16 protein-coding genes are annotated in these 14,553 nt (G+C 65.2%); 13 read left to right on the top strand and 3 right to left on the bottom strand.

Going from position 1 to position 14,553, the window contains the following annotated elements; genetic code table 11:
* Positions 1–272: 272 nt before the first annotated feature.
* The 5 genes from QCE63_RS10340 to ftsB all read left to right on the top strand — a co-directional run bounded on the left by QCE63_RS10340 (position 273) and on the right by ftsB (position 5,083).
* Positions 273–1,961 (top strand): CTP synthase, encoded by a 1,689-nt coding sequence (locus QCE63_RS10340; RefSeq protein WP_309832695.1) that lies wholly within the window; start codon positions 273–275, stop codon positions 1,959–1,961.
* Positions 1,958–2,812 carry a 3-deoxy-8-phosphooctulonate synthase gene (kdsA, locus tag QCE63_RS10335; RefSeq protein ID WP_309832694.1) on the top strand — a complete coding sequence of 285 codons (855 nt, stop codon included), beginning with the start codon at positions 1,958–1,960 and terminating at the stop codon, positions 2,810–2,812. Before QCE63_RS10340 ends, kdsA begins: the two co-directional genes overlap by 4 nt.
* Positions 2,813–2,931: 119 nt before the next feature.
* Positions 2,932–3,192 (top strand): hypothetical protein, encoded by a 261-nt coding sequence (locus QCE63_RS10330; protein ID WP_309832692.1) that lies wholly within the window; start codon positions 2,932–2,934, stop codon positions 3,190–3,192.
* A 37-nt stretch (positions 3,193–3,229) separates the two neighbouring features.
* Positions 3,230–4,513, top strand: a complete 1,284-nt coding sequence (gene eno / locus QCE63_RS10325; RefSeq protein ID WP_309832691.1) for a phosphopyruvate hydratase — start codon at positions 3,230–3,232, stop codon at positions 4,511–4,513.
* 105 nt (positions 4,514–4,618) lie between these two features.
* Positions 4,619–5,083: a cell division protein FtsB gene (gene ftsB / locus QCE63_RS10320; RefSeq protein WP_309832690.1), complete on the top strand. Its 465-nt coding sequence runs from the start codon at positions 4,619–4,621 to the stop codon at positions 5,081–5,083.
* 88 nt (positions 5,084–5,171) lie between these two features.
* Here ftsB and QCE63_RS10315 read toward each other — a convergent pair whose 3' ends face one another.
* The 3 genes from QCE63_RS10315 to QCE63_RS10305 form a co-directional block, all read right to left on the bottom strand.
* Positions 5,172–5,540 (bottom strand): hypothetical protein, encoded by a 369-nt coding sequence (locus QCE63_RS10315; RefSeq protein WP_309832689.1) that lies wholly within the window; start codon positions 5,538–5,540, stop codon positions 5,172–5,174.
* Between the two features lie 123 nt (positions 5,541–5,663).
* Positions 5,664–6,614, bottom strand: a complete 951-nt coding sequence (gene hslO / locus QCE63_RS10310; RefSeq protein WP_309832688.1) for an Hsp33 family molecular chaperone HslO — start codon at positions 6,612–6,614, stop codon at positions 5,664–5,666.
* 42 nt (positions 6,615–6,656) lie between these two features.
* Positions 6,657–7,181 (bottom strand): gamma carbonic anhydrase family protein, encoded by a 525-nt coding sequence (locus QCE63_RS10305; RefSeq protein ID WP_309808838.1) that lies wholly within the window; start codon positions 7,179–7,181, stop codon positions 6,657–6,659.
* A 211-nt stretch (positions 7,182–7,392) separates the two neighbouring features.
* Here QCE63_RS10305 and QCE63_RS10300 point away from each other — a divergent pair, with 211 nt between their 5' ends.
* From QCE63_RS10300 to dapA, 8 genes are all read left to right on the top strand, one after another.
* A complete protein-coding gene (locus QCE63_RS10300; protein WP_309832687.1) occupies positions 7,393–8,232 on the top strand; it encodes a ferritin-like domain-containing protein in 840 nt (279 codons plus the stop codon).
* A gap of 39 nt (positions 8,233–8,271) precedes the next feature.
* On the top strand, positions 8,272–9,156 hold the full coding sequence (locus tag QCE63_RS10295; RefSeq protein ID WP_309832686.1) for an alpha/beta hydrolase: 885 nt from the start codon (positions 8,272–8,274) through the stop codon (positions 9,154–9,156).
* Between the two features lie 84 nt (positions 9,157–9,240).
* A complete protein-coding gene (locus tag QCE63_RS10290) occupies positions 9,241–10,071 on the top strand; it encodes a 3',5'-nucleoside bisphosphate phosphatase (protein WP_309833763.1) in 831 nt (276 codons plus the stop codon).
* Positions 10,072–10,262: 191 nt separating this feature from the next.
* A complete protein-coding gene (locus QCE63_RS10285) occupies positions 10,263–10,892 on the top strand; it encodes an L-threonylcarbamoyladenylate synthase (protein ID WP_309832684.1) in 630 nt (209 codons plus the stop codon).
* Positions 10,893–11,034: 142 nt separating this feature from the next.
* Positions 11,035–11,700, top strand: a complete 666-nt coding sequence (locus tag QCE63_RS10280; RefSeq protein ID WP_309808827.1) for a site-2 protease family protein — start codon at positions 11,035–11,037, stop codon at positions 11,698–11,700.
* A gap of 4 nt (positions 11,701–11,704) precedes the next feature.
* Positions 11,705–12,907, top strand: coding sequence for a tryptophan--tRNA ligase (locus QCE63_RS10275; RefSeq protein ID WP_309832682.1), 1,203 nt, complete (start codon positions 11,705–11,707; stop codon positions 12,905–12,907).
* Positions 12,907–13,479, top strand: a complete 573-nt coding sequence (locus QCE63_RS10270) for a class I SAM-dependent methyltransferase (RefSeq protein WP_309832680.1) — start codon at positions 12,907–12,909, stop codon at positions 13,477–13,479. Before QCE63_RS10275 ends, QCE63_RS10270 begins: the two co-directional genes overlap by 1 nt.
* Positions 13,480–13,542: 63 nt before the next feature.
* Positions 13,543–14,460, top strand: a complete 918-nt coding sequence (gene dapA, locus QCE63_RS10265) for a 4-hydroxy-tetrahydrodipicolinate synthase (protein WP_309832679.1) — start codon at positions 13,543–13,545, stop codon at positions 14,458–14,460.
* Positions 14,461–14,553 lie beyond the last annotated feature (93 nt).

Here is a 14,553-nt window from a genome sequence, read left to right as displayed (position 1 = left end):
GCCGACCAACTCTATGCCGGTTTGTAAAGGGGCACGAGGCCCACATCGCCGTGCAGCGCATGATTACGTCGATGCGCGCCGCCGTCTGAAGCTGCGCCGGAGCGTCCGTATGCGCGCATGAAAAAGGGCACGACGCCCCCATGCCGCGCGGCGAAATGACTTCCCGGAAACCGGATGAAAACGCATGCATTCGCAGCCCGCCCGGCGTCCAGGCACGCTTCGTGGGGCGCGGCCTTTACGGTATAATCCGTTTTTCCCGCGAGCATCTAGCGATGACCAAATATGTATTCGTCACCGGCGGCGTAGTGTCTTCCCTCGGCAAGGGTATTGCCGCCGCCTCCCTCGCCGCGATCCTCGAATCGCGCGGTCTGAAAGTCACCCTCCTCAAGCTCGATCCCTACATCAACGTCGACCCCGGCACGATGTCCCCGTTTCAGCACGGCGAAGTGTTCGTGACGGAAGACGGCGCGGAAACCGACCTCGACCTCGGCCACTACGAGCGCTTCATCAGCACGAAGATGCGCAAGGCCAACAATTTCACCACCGGCCAGATCTACGAATCGGTGATCCGCAAGGAACGCCGCGGCGAGTACCTCGGCAAGACGGTGCAGGTCATTCCGCACATCACCAACGAAATCCAGGCGTTCGTCGAGCGCGGCGCGGCGGCGGCCACCTGCGGCCAGCCGGATGTCGCGATCGTCGAAATCGGCGGCACGGTGGGCGACATCGAGTCGCTGCCGTTCCTCGAAGCCGCGCGGCAGATGAGCCTGCGCATGGGCCGCAACAGCGCGTGCTTCGTGCACCTGACGCTCGTGCCGTTCATCGCCACCGCCGGCGAACTGAAGACCAAACCCACGCAGCACAGCGTGCAGAAGCTGCGCGAAATCGGTATCTATCCGAACGTGCTGCTGTGCCGCGCCGACCGCCCGATTCCCGACGACGAGCGCTCGAAGATCTCGATGTTCTCGAACGTGCCGGAAGACGCCGTGATTTCCGTGTGGGACGCGGACAGCATCTACAAGATTCCGCAGATGCTGAACGACCAGCATCTCGACGACATCATCTGCGAGGAGCTTAAGCTCGCGCCGCCGCCGGCCGACCTCGCGATGTGGGCGGACCTCGTGCGGAAGCTCGAGCATCCGAAGAGCGAAGTGACCATCGGCATGGTCGGCAAGTATGTCGAGCTCACGGAGTCGTACAAGTCGCTGATCGAGGCGCTGCGTCACGCGGCCATCCATACGTCGACCAAGGTCAACATCGAGTACATCGATTCCGAGCAGATCGACGCCGAAGGCACCGACGCCCTCAAGCATCTCGACGCCGTTCTGGTGCCGGGCGGCTTCGGCCGGCGCGGCACGGAAGGCAAGATCAAGGCCATCCGCTACGCGCGCGAATCGAAGACGCCGTATCTCGGCATCTGTCTCGGCATGCAGCTCGCGGTGATCGAGTTCGCGCGCGACGTCGCCGGTCTCGCCGACGCGAACTCCACCGAGTTCGATCAGGACACGCAGAACCCGGTCGTCGCGCTCATCACCGAGTGGTATGACCGCGCGGGCCGCGTCGAAAAGCGCAGCGAGGAATCGGATCTGGGCGGCACCATGCGCCTCGGTTCGCAGAAGTGCCCGATCAAGCCCGGCACCATGGCCGAGCGCATCTATGGCACGGATGTGAATGAGCGTCATCGTCACCGTTATGAAGTCAATAACCGTTTCGTGCCCCAGCTCGAAGCAGGCGGGCTTATCATCAGCGCCCGTACTCCGAGCGAGGACCTGCCCGAAATGATGGAGCTGCCGCAAGCGCTGCATCCGTGGTTCGTCGGCGTGCAGTTCCACCCCGAGTTCACCTCGACGCCGCGCGACGGGCATCCGCTCTTCAAGGCCTTCGTCGAAGCCGCGCGCGCACATGCGCAAGGCGCGGGCGCGGCGTCGCAGGCCAAGGCCACCGCTGGAGCGCAAGCATGAAGCTGTGTCACTTCGAAGCCGGTCTGGACCAGCCGTTCTTCCTGATCGCCGGAACGTGTGTCGTCGAGTCGGAGCAGATGACCATCGACGTCGCCGGACGGCTGAAGGAAATCACCACGAAGCTGGGCATTCCGTTCATCTACAAGTCGTCGTTCGACAAGGCGAACCGTAGCTCCGGCAAGTCTTATCGCGGCCCGGGCATGGACGAAGGCCTGCGCATCCTGGGCGAAGTGAAGAAGCAACTGGGCGTGCCTGTCCTCACGGACGTGCATGCGGAAGAGGAAATCGAAGCCGTGGCATCGGTCGTGGACGTGCTGCAGACGCCCGCGTTCCTCTGCCGCCAGACGGATTTCATCCACGCGTGCGCGCGTTCGGGCAAGCCGGTCAACATCAAGAAGGGCCAGTTTCTCGCGCCGCACGACATGAAGAACGTGATCGACAAGGCACGCGACGCCGCGCGCGAAGCGGGCTTGTCGGATGACCGTTTCATGGCGTGCGAGCGCGGCGTGTCGTTCGGCTATAACAACCTCGTCTCCGACATGCGCTCGCTCGCGATCATGCGCGAGACGAACGCGCCCGTCGTGTTCGACGCCACCCACTCGGTGCAGTTGCCGGGCGGGCAGGGCACCAGCTCCGGCGGCCAGCGCGAGTTCGTGCCGGTGCTGGCGCGCGCGGCCATTGCCACGGGCGTCGCGGGCGTGTTCATGGAGACGCATCCGGACCCGGCCTGCGCGAAGTCGGATGGTCCGAACGCGGTGCCGCTGCATCGCATGGAAGCGCTGCTTGAAACGCTCATCACGATCGATCGCGCCGTCAAGAGCGGTCCGTTTCTCGAAAGCGATTTCAACTGAAACTGAGCGGCAACCGCCATTGCAGTTTCGCGGTGAAGAAGTACGATAGCGGGCGCCCATGTCGGCGCCCGCATGCAGAACAGCGGTCACGTGACGTGGCCGTGCAGGAGGAGCGGGTCGTGCCTGACAGGTTCGAAGGCATGGCCGTCATGACGAACCTGAAGCCGAACTTGGAGCATTCCGCGGTCACGCAGCAGTATCGTGATCGCATGTGCCGGTCCCGCATCGGCCCGACGGGTTCAGTTCACCGCAGCGTCGGCCGCGCTTGTTACGAGTCGCGCAACGCCGTCGCGCCACTGAACCGGCAGGTCGTGCAAAGGGTCCGGGCGAAGCGCAGCAGGCGCGAGCGCCACGGCCAGTCCGGCCGCGCCGCGTCGTAACGCCTGACAGAATTCATCGTCATTTCTTGAGGAAACCATGAGTGCTATCGTAGATATCATCGGCCGCGAGATTCTCGATTCGCGAGGCAATCCCACTGTCGAATGCGACGTGTTGCTCGAATCGGGCACGATGGGCCGCGCCGCGGTGCCGTCGGGTGCGTCCACCGGATCGCGCGAAGCCATCGAACTGCGCGACGACGAAGCCGGCCGCTATAACGGCAAGGGCGTGCTGAAAGCCGTCGAACACATCAATACCGAGATTTCCGAAGCCATCATGGGCCTCGATGCCTCGGAACAAGCCTTCCTCGACAAGACCCTGCTCGAACTCGACGGCACCGACAACAAGTCGCGTCTCGGCGCGAACGCGATGCTGGCCGTGTCCATGGCTGTCGCGAAGGCCGCTGCTGAAGAAGCGGGTCTGCCGCTGTATCGCTACTTCGGCGGCTCGGGCGCGATGCAACTGCCGGTGCCGATGATGAACATCGTCAACGGCGGCGCGCACGCGAACAACAGCCTGGACATCCAGGAATTCATGATCGTGCCGGTGAGCCAGCCGACCTTCCGCGAAGCGCTGCGCTGCGGCGCCGAAGTGTTCCACGCGCTGAAGAAGATCCTGGCCGAGCGCGGCATGAGCACCGCCGTGGGCGACGAAGGCGGCTTCGCGCCGAACTTCGGCAGTAACGACGAGTGCCTGTCGACCATCCTGCAAGCCATCGAAAAGGCGGGTTATCGCGCGGGTGAAGACGTGCTGCTCGCGCTCGACTGCGCGGCGAGCGAGTTCTATCACGACGGCAAGTACCAGCTCGCGGGCGAAGGCCTGCAACTGTCGTCGAGCGAGTTCGCCGACTACCTCGCCACGCTGGCCGACAAGTTCCCGATCGTTTCGATCGAGGACGGCATGCACGAGTCCGACTGGGACGGCTGGAAGACGCTGACCGACAAGCTCGGCAAGAAGATCCAGCTGGTCGGCGACGACCTCTTCGTGACCAACACGCGCATCCTGAAGGAAGGCATCGAGAAGGGCATCGCCAACTCGATCCTCATCAAGATCAACCAGATCGGCACGCTGACGGAAACCTTCGCGGCGATCGAAATGGCGAAGCGCGCGGGCTACACGGCCGTCATCTCGCATCGTTCGGGCGAGACGGAAGATTCGACCATCGCGGATATCGCAGTGGGCCTGAATGCCGGCCAGATCAAGACCGGCTCGCTGTCGCGCAGCGACCGCATCTCGAAGTACAACCAGTTGCTGCGCATCGAGGAAGATCTCGGCGATATCGCGAGCTATCCGGGCAAGTCGGCGTTTTACAACCTGCGCTAAAGCCTTCGCCGCTTTAGTCGATAAAGGTTCGTCAGTCTTATTTTCAGCCCTTCGCCCTCGGTCATCTGTCTTCGCCGTCGGGCGACGCTTCTTTCGGCTACTTGAATGCGGCTCGTCACTGTCGTTCTGATTCTGTTGCTGGCGCTGGTCCAGTACCCGCTCTGGTGGGGACACGGCGGCTGGCTGCGCGTGCATGAATTGCAGCAGCAGCTCGCGCAGCAGACGGACAAGAACACCAATCTGCGCCTGCGCAACGAGCGGGTGCAGGGCGAGGTTCAGGATCTGCAGAACGGCACATCGGCGGTCGAGGAACGGGCGCGCTACGAGATGGGCATGGTGAAGGACAGCGAGGTGTTCGTGCAGTTCGTCTCGCCGAATTCCACCGCGCCCGTCAACTCGGCCAACGTGCCGGGCATGAGCGGGTCGACGCGCGGTCAGGTGTCGTCGGCGCCGTTGCGCGTGGTGCCGAATCCGGTGTCGCGCTCGAAGCAGGAGTTGCGCGATCTCGACCGCAAGGCGCAGAAGGACAAGACGGCTGCAGCGAAGAAAAAACAGGGCGGCGCGCAGTAGGGCGAGCCGTCAGAGCAGACGAAAAAATGGCGCGGTCACTTCAAGTGATCGCGCCATTTTTGTTTTCATGCGCCGTGTGTTGCTGCGCTCACCACCAGGTGCCGATGCCCACTCCCGTGCCCCAGTACGGTCCGCCCCAGCCGCCGCTCGAATAGCCGCCGTACACCGAGACGGGTGCGGGCGCCGGCGCGTAGAACTGCGACATCGTCCGGGCGGCCTCGCTGGCCGTGGCGGCCTGCTGCGATTCGTTGAGCGCCTGTTTGTCGATGGCGTTGTAGCGCGCCATCTGTTGCTGCGGGGTCAGCGCCTGTTGCGGCGCGGGCGCGGCGTCAGGCAGACGGCTATAGATGGGCGACGGGCCGGGCGGTTCCATCGCGCAGCCCGCGACGAGCGCGAACCCCGCGACGAGTGCGAACAACCCCGTCAGCCGTTTCCAGTCGGGCAGTGCGGTTTTCATCTTGCGACCTCCAGCGGGCCGGACATCTGAACGGAAATTCAACCAGAGCCTGCGACGGGCTTTCCGTGAACCGGACCGCAGGCGGCGCTTCATCGCCCTTTTTCAGCCCTGTTTCGCCGACGCTCAATGCCGCCGGTCGGACGCAGGGCTCACGCCTTGTGAGAGCTCTTTCGCGACGAAAAGTTGCGCCACGTCCACCGGGTCGAAGTCATAGCGCTGGTTGCAGAACTCGCAGTGCACCTCGACGCCGCCGCGCTCCTCGATCACGCTGTCCACTTCCTCGCGGCCCAGCATCTTCAGCATGCCGCCCACTTTCTCGCGCGAGCAGCTGCACTGGAAGCGCGCCGGCGCGGGATCGAAATGCTGGACGTTCTCCTGCCAGAAGAGCCGCTTGAACACGGTGTCCGGTTCTTCCTTCAGCAGTTCCTCGTTGGACAGCGTGCTGCCGAGATGGCAGACGCGCTGCCACGTGTCGGCGTCGTGCTCGCCCGGATGCGGGACGATGCCGCCGTCGCCGGGCAGCTTCTGCAGCAGCATGCCGACCGCGCGATCGGTGTCGGCGGCGAGCCACAGGCGCGTGTCGAGCTGTTCGGAATGGTGCATGTAGTGCTCGAGCACCTCGGCCATCGACGCCAGCGGGCCATGCTCGCCCGACAGCGGCACGATGCCCTGATACGGCTGCTGGCCCGGCTTCTTGTCGGACGGATCGAGCGTGATTACGCAGCGGCCGCGGCCATGCTGGTTCAGCAGCTCGCTGAGCGACATTTCGTCCTTCAGCTCGTTTTCAGCGCCGTCGGCCAGCTTGGCCGTGGCGCGCAGCGACAGGTTCGAATGGCACTGCACGACCAGCATCTTCACAGGGCCGTCGCCGTAGATCTGCATGACGAGCGTGCCGTCGAACTTGAGATTGGCTGACAGCAGCGCGCACGCCGCCATCATCTCGCCGAGCACGTTGCGCACGGCAACCGGATACTGGCGGCGCGCGAGCACTTCCTGCCACGTCTGGCGCAGCGAAACGATCTCGCCGCGCACCGGCGCCGCATTGAACATGAATTTCTGCAACTGGTCGTTCACAACTCTTCCTTGGGTGTTGAGACTGGCCCGGATGTCCGGGTCTCAGCCGATGCGCACGAGCTGCGCCTTGTAATATTCGCGCCGGTCGGCATAGCTTGCCGTGGCCCCGCGCATGCGGGCGATATCCGCTTCGCCGATTTCCCGGATGGCTTTCGCCGGCGCGCCGAGAATCAGCATGTTGTCCGGAAAGACCTTGCCTTCGGTGACCACGGCGCCCGCGCCAACCAGACAGTTGCGGCCGATCACCGCACCATTCAAGACCACCGCCTGAATCCCGATCAGCGAGCCTTCCTTGACCGTGCAACCATGCAGCATCGCCTGATGGCCGACGGTGACGTCGTTTTCAATCGTCAGCGGAAAACCCGGGTCGGCGTGCAGCACCGCGCCTTCCTGCACGTTGCTGCCGCGCCCGACGACGATCGGCTCGTTGTCGCCGCGCAGGGCGGCGCCGGGCCACACGCTGGCGTTTTCCGCGAGCGTCACGCGACCGATGATGGTCGCCGTGTCGGCCAGAAACACGCTTTCGTGGATGGTGGGGGCGTCGTCGCCGAGTTTGTAGATGGCCACATTGTCTCCTGAGGCGTGGAATTGTCTGAATGAATGCGAACGGGGCAGGGCCGGGCGGATCCGGCGGCGGCGCTACAATGCGCGCCTGCCGGCACGGCGGCCGACGTCGCTGCGCGCTGCGCGGGCGTGCGCCAGGATGACCATTTTAGCCGTTTGCACCGGATGCCCGCCGATCGGGAATTTTTCGGCATCCTCTCTCCAGACCGCCACCATGCACGAGACCGCCACACCCTCCGACATCGATGTCCGCCTGCTCGCGCTCGAGATCCTGCGCGAGCGCGAGCCCGCTTTGAAGGCTTCGCGCACGCGCGCGTTGTGGGAAGCGGTGCGCGCGCAGGCAGCGCGGATCGATCCGGCAAGCACCCTGGCCGATCCTGGCGATCTTCCCGGTCGTCCGGCGCGGCCCGCGCTGGTCGAGCCGTCGGCGCTGAAGCGGCGCGGCATGCAGTCGGAAGCGGGGCGGGCCGTGCTGCTGCACGCGCTCGCGCACATCGAATTCAACGCGATCAACCTGGCCCTCGATGCCGTCTGGCGCTTCCCGGCCATGCCTGACGATTTCTATCTCGACTGGCTGAAAGTCGCCGCCGAGGAAGCCCATCATTTCTCGCTGCTGAGCGCGAGGCTGGCCGAATTCGGTCATGCCTACGGCGATTTTCCGGCGCACGACGGCTTGTGGGACATGGCGCAGCGCACCCGTGGCGATGTGCTCGGCCGCATGGCGCTGGTGCCACGCACGCTGGAGGCGCGCGGGCTGGACGCTTCGCCGCCCATTCGCAAGCGGCTCGCACAGGCGGGCGATCACGCTTCTGCTGCGATCCTGGATATCATCCTGCGCGATGAAATCGGCCATGTGCTGATCGGCAACCGCTGGTTCCGCTTTCTCTGCGACGCCCGGCAACTCGATCCCCACGCGACCTACGAAGACCTCGCCGCCCACTATCACGCGCCACGGCTGCGCGGACCGTTCAACTTCGAGGCGCGTCGCGAGGCGGGTTTCGACGAAGCGGAATTGCGCGCGCTCTCAGGTCTCGATGACGCGCCGCCGGTATAATCGAACGATCATCCTTTTTTATCTTGAGAAGGCGGGAACATGAAGGAATCGCGCTCCGAATTCGTCGATGCGCACGGCGTGCGTCTGCACGTGCGCCGCTGGGGTCCGCCCGATGCACCGATGCTCTTCATGCTGCACGGCTGGATGGATATCGGCGCATCGTTCCAGTTCGTCGTCGATGCACTCCTGGGCGACTGGCAAGTGCTCGCGCCGGATGCGCGCGGGTTCGGCCTGTCCGATTGGCCGGTGGCCCGCAGCGGCGGCGGCCATTACCACTTTCCGGACTATCTCGCGGATCTCGAACGGCTCCTCGACCACTTCACGCCCGACGCGCCGGCGAATCTCGTCGGTCACAGCATGGGCGCCAATCTCGCGCTGCTGTACGCGGGCGTGCGGCCGGGGCGCGTGCGGCGCGTGGTCGATCTGGAAGGGTTCGGCTTGCCGGCGGCGCGCGCGTCGCAGGCGCCCGGCCGTCTGGCGCAATGGCTGGACGACCAGCGCGCGCCGCCCACGCTGCGCAGCTACGCGAGCCTCGACGAAGTGGCCGAGCGCCTGATCCGCACCAATCCGCGTCTCGCGCCGGACCGCGCACGTCATCTGGCGCAGTATTGGTCGCGCGAGGAAGCGGACGGACGGTTCCACCTGCTCGCCGATCCGGCACACAAGATGCGCGGACCGACGCTGTACCGTCTGGACGAAGTCAGCGCAACCTGGTCGCGCGTCACGGCGCCGGTGCTGCACGTCGAAGCGAAGGATTCCTCGACCCTCGCGGGCTTTGCCGGCCAGACGCCCGTCGCCGAGTTCAAGCAGCGCTTCGAGGTGTTTGCCGACTGGCGCGAGGAGGTCATCGACGACGCCGGCCACATGGTCCATCACGATCAGCCGGAGCGCGTTGCGGCGCTGATCGCGGCGTTCTGTGCGTGAGCCCGCCCGCGCGTCACGATGGGACGCCATGCCCGGACTGTCATGCCATTAAACTAGAATGTCAGTGAACCGCGAGAACCGATGATGAACGCCGATCTGCATTGCCACTCCACTGTGTCCGACGGCCAGTTCGCGCCCGCCGAGGTCGCGGCGCGGGCGCATGCGAACGGCGTGACGCTGTGGTCGCTGACCGATCACGATCAGCTGGGCGGCCAGCGGGAAGCGCGCGCGGCGGCCGAGGCGCTCGGCATGGGCTATCTGGCGGGCGTCGAGATTTCGGTGACGTGGGCGGCGCGGACGGTGCATATCGTCGGCATGAACGTCGATGCCGAACACGAGGGGCTGCAACGCGGCCTCGAATCCACGCGCAACGGCCGGGCGGCGCGCGGCGAGGCGATCGGCGAGGCGCTGGCGGCCGTCGGCATTCCGGACTGTCTCAAAGGCGCGCTGCGCTATACCGACGACCCGGACATGATCTCGCGCACGCACTTCGCGCGCTATCTGGTCGATGCGGGTTACGCGACATCCACGTCCGAGGTGTTCTCGCGCTATCTCGGCGACGGCAAGCCGGGGTTCGTCGAACATCGCTGGGCGAAGCTGGCCGACGCCGTGAAGTGGATCCGGGAGGCGGGCGGCGAGCCGATCATCGCGCATCCCGGCCGCTATGATTTCACGCCGGTGGAATTCGCCGCGCTGTTCGACGAGTTCATCCAGCTCGGCGGGCGCGCCATCGAGGTGGTGACGGGCAGTCACACGCCCGATCAATATCGCGAGTACGCTGACGTCGCCCGGCGCTATGGCTTCGAGGCGTCGCGCGGGTCGGACTTCCACGGCGCGGGCGAAGGCCGCGTCGATCTCGGCCGGCTGCCGCCGCTGCCCGACGACCTCACGCCTGTCTGGGAGCGCTGGCTGTAACGCTCCTTCACGCGCGGCTTTTGCGTGGTTCCGGCGCGGTTCTTTATCGCGCGCACAGTCTTTGCATCACCCGTCATGTCCCCGCACGCGGTCCGCGTGACGGCGCGCGTGCAGGGACCGGCATGTGACCGGCACCTGGCCCGCGCGCCCCGTGCCATGCGCGCAAACGATCGAAACAACAAGGCGTCGTCATGTCCCAATTCTTTCGCATTCATCCGGACAATCCGCAGCCGCGGCTCATCAACCAGGCCGTGCAGATCATCAAGGACGGCGGGCTCGTCGCCTTGCCGACGGATTCGAGCTACGCGCTCGCCTGCCATCTCGACGACAAGGACGCCGTCGAGCGTCTGCGACGCATTCGCGGCATCGACGACAAGCAACTGCTGTCGCTGCTCGTGCGCGACCTGTCCGAGCTGTCCAATTTCGCCCAGGTCGACAACCAGCAATACCGTCTCATCAAGTCGGTGACGCCGGGACCTTATGTGTTCGTGCTGCAGGCCACCAAGGAAGTGCCGCGCCGGCTGTCGCATCCGTCGCGCAAGACCATTGGCCTGCGGGTGCCGGATCACACGATCACGCTCGGACTGCTCGAAGCGCTCGGCGAGCCGCTGCTGGCCTCGACGCTGATCCTGCCGCCCGACACCGAGCCGCTCAACGACGCCGAAGAGATTCGCGAGCGCCTGGAGAAACAGATCGAACTGGTGATCGACGCGGGCGCGTGCCCGGCGGAGCCTTCCACAGTGATCGACCTGTCCGGGGGGGAGCCGGTGCTCGTGCGCGCGGGGAGAGGCAGTCTCGAACCGTTCGGGCTCACGGCCTAGCGCCGCGCAGTGACGCACACGAGCACAAGACCCGCATAAGTCCAGATTAAGTCTCGTGCTGCACCCTGTGGCCAAGAGCGTGCGCGCGCGGCGACACAGCGAGCGCCGGAACCTGCCTGCCTGCTTGATACAATACCGCCCTATGGATTCTTCCCTGATACAAACCATCGCGGTCTACGCGCTCCCGGTGATCTTCGCGATCACGCTGCACGAGGCCGCGCACGGTTACGCCGCGCGCCTGCTCGGCGACAACACGGCCTACGTGCTCGGCCGCGTTTCCATGAATCCGATGCGCCATATCGATCCCATCGGCACGATCGTGATTCCCATCGTCCTGTATTTCGTGACGAGCGGCGCGTTCATGTTCGGCTATGCCAAACCGGTGCCGGTCGCGTTCGGCAATCTGCGCAATCCGCGCTGGGGCAGCCTCTGGGTGGCCGCCGCCGGTCCCGGCAGCAACTTCGTGCAGGCGCTTGTGTGGGGCGTGATCGCGGTGCTGCTCATGGTCTTTCACGTCGACGAACCGTTCTTCACGCGCATGGCGGCCGCAGGCGTCGGCGTGAATCTCGTGCTCGGCGTGCTCAACCTGTTTCCGCTGCCGCCGCTCGACGGCGGACGCGTGCTGATGGCGCTCCTGCCGGTGCGCGCGTCCATCGCGTTCTCGAAGCTCGAACCTTACGGCTTCTTCATCGTGATGGCGCTCGTGGTCACCGGCGTGCTGACGCGCTTCTGGCTCGGGCCGCTCGTGAGCGTCGGCTATGCGGCGGTATCGGCCATCCTGAATCCCCTCGCTTCACTCTTTCCATAACATCATGTTCCCTGACCGTATTTTCTCCGGCATGCGCCCCACTGGGTCGCTGCATCTCGGCCACTATCACGGCGTGCTGAAAAACTGGGTGCGGTTGCAGTCCGAATACCCGTGCTTCTTCGCGGTCGTGGACTGGCATGCGCTCACCACGCACTACGAGACGCCCGAGGTCATCGAGAAAAACGTCTGGGAGGTGCTGATCGACTGGCTGGCGTCGGGCATCGATCCGGCGCAGGCCACGCTGTTCATCCAGAGCCGCGTGCCCGAGCACGCCGAGCTGTCGCTGTTGCTTGGCATGGGCACGCCGCTCGGCTGGCTCGAACGCGTGCCGACCTACAAGGAGCAGATCGAGAAGCTGAAGGAAAAGGATCTCGACACCTACGGCTTCCTCGGTTATCCGGTGCTGATGGCGGCGGACATCCTGCTGTATCGCGCGTCGCTCGTGCCGGTGGGCGAGGATCAGGTGCCGCACGTCGAGATGACGCGTGAAATCGCGCGCCGCTTCAACTATCTCTACGGCCGCGAACCGGGCTTCGACGAGAAGGCGATGGAAGCCGCGAAGAAGCTCGGCGGCAAGCGCTCGAAGCTGTATCACGAGTTGCGCGTCGCGTATCAGCAGGAAGGCGACGACGAAGCGCTCGAACAAGCGCGCGCGATGCTGCAGGAATCGCAGAGCCTCTCGATGAGCGACCGCGAGCGCCTGTTCGGCTATCTGGAAGGCTCGCGCAAGATCATCCTGGTCGAGCCGCAGGTGCTGCTGACCGAAGCGTCGCGCATGCCGGGGCTCGACGGGCAGAAGATGTCGAAGTCCTATGGCAACACCATCGGCTTGCGCGAGGATGCGGCGACCATCGAACAGAAGGTGCGCCGCATGCCGACCGACCCGGCGCGCGTGCGCCGCACCGATCCGGGCGATCCGGACAAGTGCCCGGTCTGGAAGCTGCACGAGGTCTATACCGACGAGACGGTTCACGCGTGGGTGCAGAAGGGCTGCCGCAGCGCGGGCATCGGTTGCCTGGAGTGCAAGCAGCCGGTGATCGAAGGCATCCTGCGCGAACAGCAGCCGATGCTCGAACGCGCGCAGAAATACATGGACGATCCGTCGCTGCTGCGCGCGATCGTCGCGGACGGCTGTGACAAGGCCCGCAAGTTCGCCGTGGAGACGATGCGCGACGTGCGCGAGGCCATGGGCCTGTCCTACAACTGATGGACAGCGTGGCGAGCGCCTGGATCGCGCGCTGGGCGCATCTGATCGCGGCGGGCGGCACGGTGCTCGATGTCGCCGCGGGCAGCGGGCGCCATGCGCGCTGGCTGGCGGCGCGGGGGCATCGCGTGCTGGCAGTCGATCGCGATGCGCCGGCGCTCGAGTCGATGGCATCGGAGCGCGGCATTGACACCTTGCACGCCGATCTCGAAGACGGCTCGCCCTGGCCGCTTTCCGGCCGAACGTTCGATGCAGTCGTCGTCACGAACTATCTGCACCGGCCGTTGTTCGGCGCCCTGGTGGCGTCCCTAGCGCCGGGCGGCGTGCTGCTTTACGAGACCTTCGCGGCGGGCAATGCAAGCGTGGGCAAGCCGTCCAATCCGGCGTTCCTGCTCGCGCCCGGCGAACTGCTCGAGGCGGTGCGCGAACCGTTGCGCGTGATCGGCTACGAAGACGGCTTTCTCGACGATCCGCGGCCCGCTTACGTGCAGCGCATCTGCGCGGTCCGAGAGGCAGATCGGCTCACGATTGGTAACACGCCCCCGGGTCCGCCGCGTTACGCGTTGCACGGCTAATCCGCTACAATCGCGAGAGATCGCGTTTCGCGGCTAAATTCACGATTAAATTCATAGAGTTTCATGACAAACGGCACAAGCGGCACCAACCAGGGCGGTCTTCAGATCCGCGGCAGCATTCCTGCCATCGTTACCCCGATGCACGAAGACGGTAGTCTCGATCTGCCGGCGTTCCGAAAACTGGTGGACTGGCATGTCGAACAGGGTTCGAACGGTCTCGTCGTGGTGGGCACGAGCGGCGAATCGGCCACGCTGTCGGTCGAGGAACACATCCTGATGATCCAGACGGCCGTCGAGCACGCGGCCAAGCGCTTCCCGATCATCGCGGGCGCGGGCGGCAACTCCACCGCTGAAGCCATCGAACTCTCGAAGCACGCGAAGAAGGTCGGCGCCGACGCCACGCTGCAAGTCGTTCCGTATTACAACAAGCCGACGCAGGAAGGCATCTATCGCCATTTCAAGGCGATCGCGGAAGCCGTCGACCTGCCCGTGATCCTCTACAACGTCCCCGGCCGCACGGTCGCGGACATGAGCAACGAAACCATCCTGCGCGCGGCGCAAGTGCCCGGCATCATCGGCGTGAAGGAAGCGACCGGCAACATCGATCGTGCCGCGCACCTGATCAAGCACGCGCCGGCGCACTTCGGCATTTATAGCGGCGACGACCCCACGGCCATCGCGCTGATGCTGCTGGGCGGTCACGGCAACATCTCGGTGACGGCCAACGTCGCGCCGAAGGCCATGAGCCAGCTGTGCCACGCGGCGCTCGAAGGCGACGCGGTCACCGCGCGCCGCATCCACATGCAGTTGCTGTCGCTGCACAAACAGCTCTTCTGCGAATCGAATCCGATTCCGGCCAAGTGGGCGCTCGCCGAACTGGGCCACATGCAGTACGGCATCCGTCTGCCGCTCACGCCGCTCGATGCGCGCTTCCACGACGTCGTGCGCGACGCGCTGCGCGACTCCGGGCTGCTCGGCTGATCGCATGCGGCGGCGCGCCATGGTCACGCTCACGTGATCGCCGTGCCGCCGCAAGCGATCGACATGAATCACTGCCTCCATCCTCAACCCACG

Origin of the sequence: Caballeronia sp. LZ065 (assembly GCF_031450975.1) — a bacterium.
Taxonomy (GTDB): domain Bacteria; phylum Pseudomonadota; class Gammaproteobacteria; order Burkholderiales; family Burkholderiaceae; genus Caballeronia.
The sequence above is the reverse complement of the archived record's forward strand: the minus strand, read 5'-3'. Positions and strand labels throughout refer to the sequence as shown.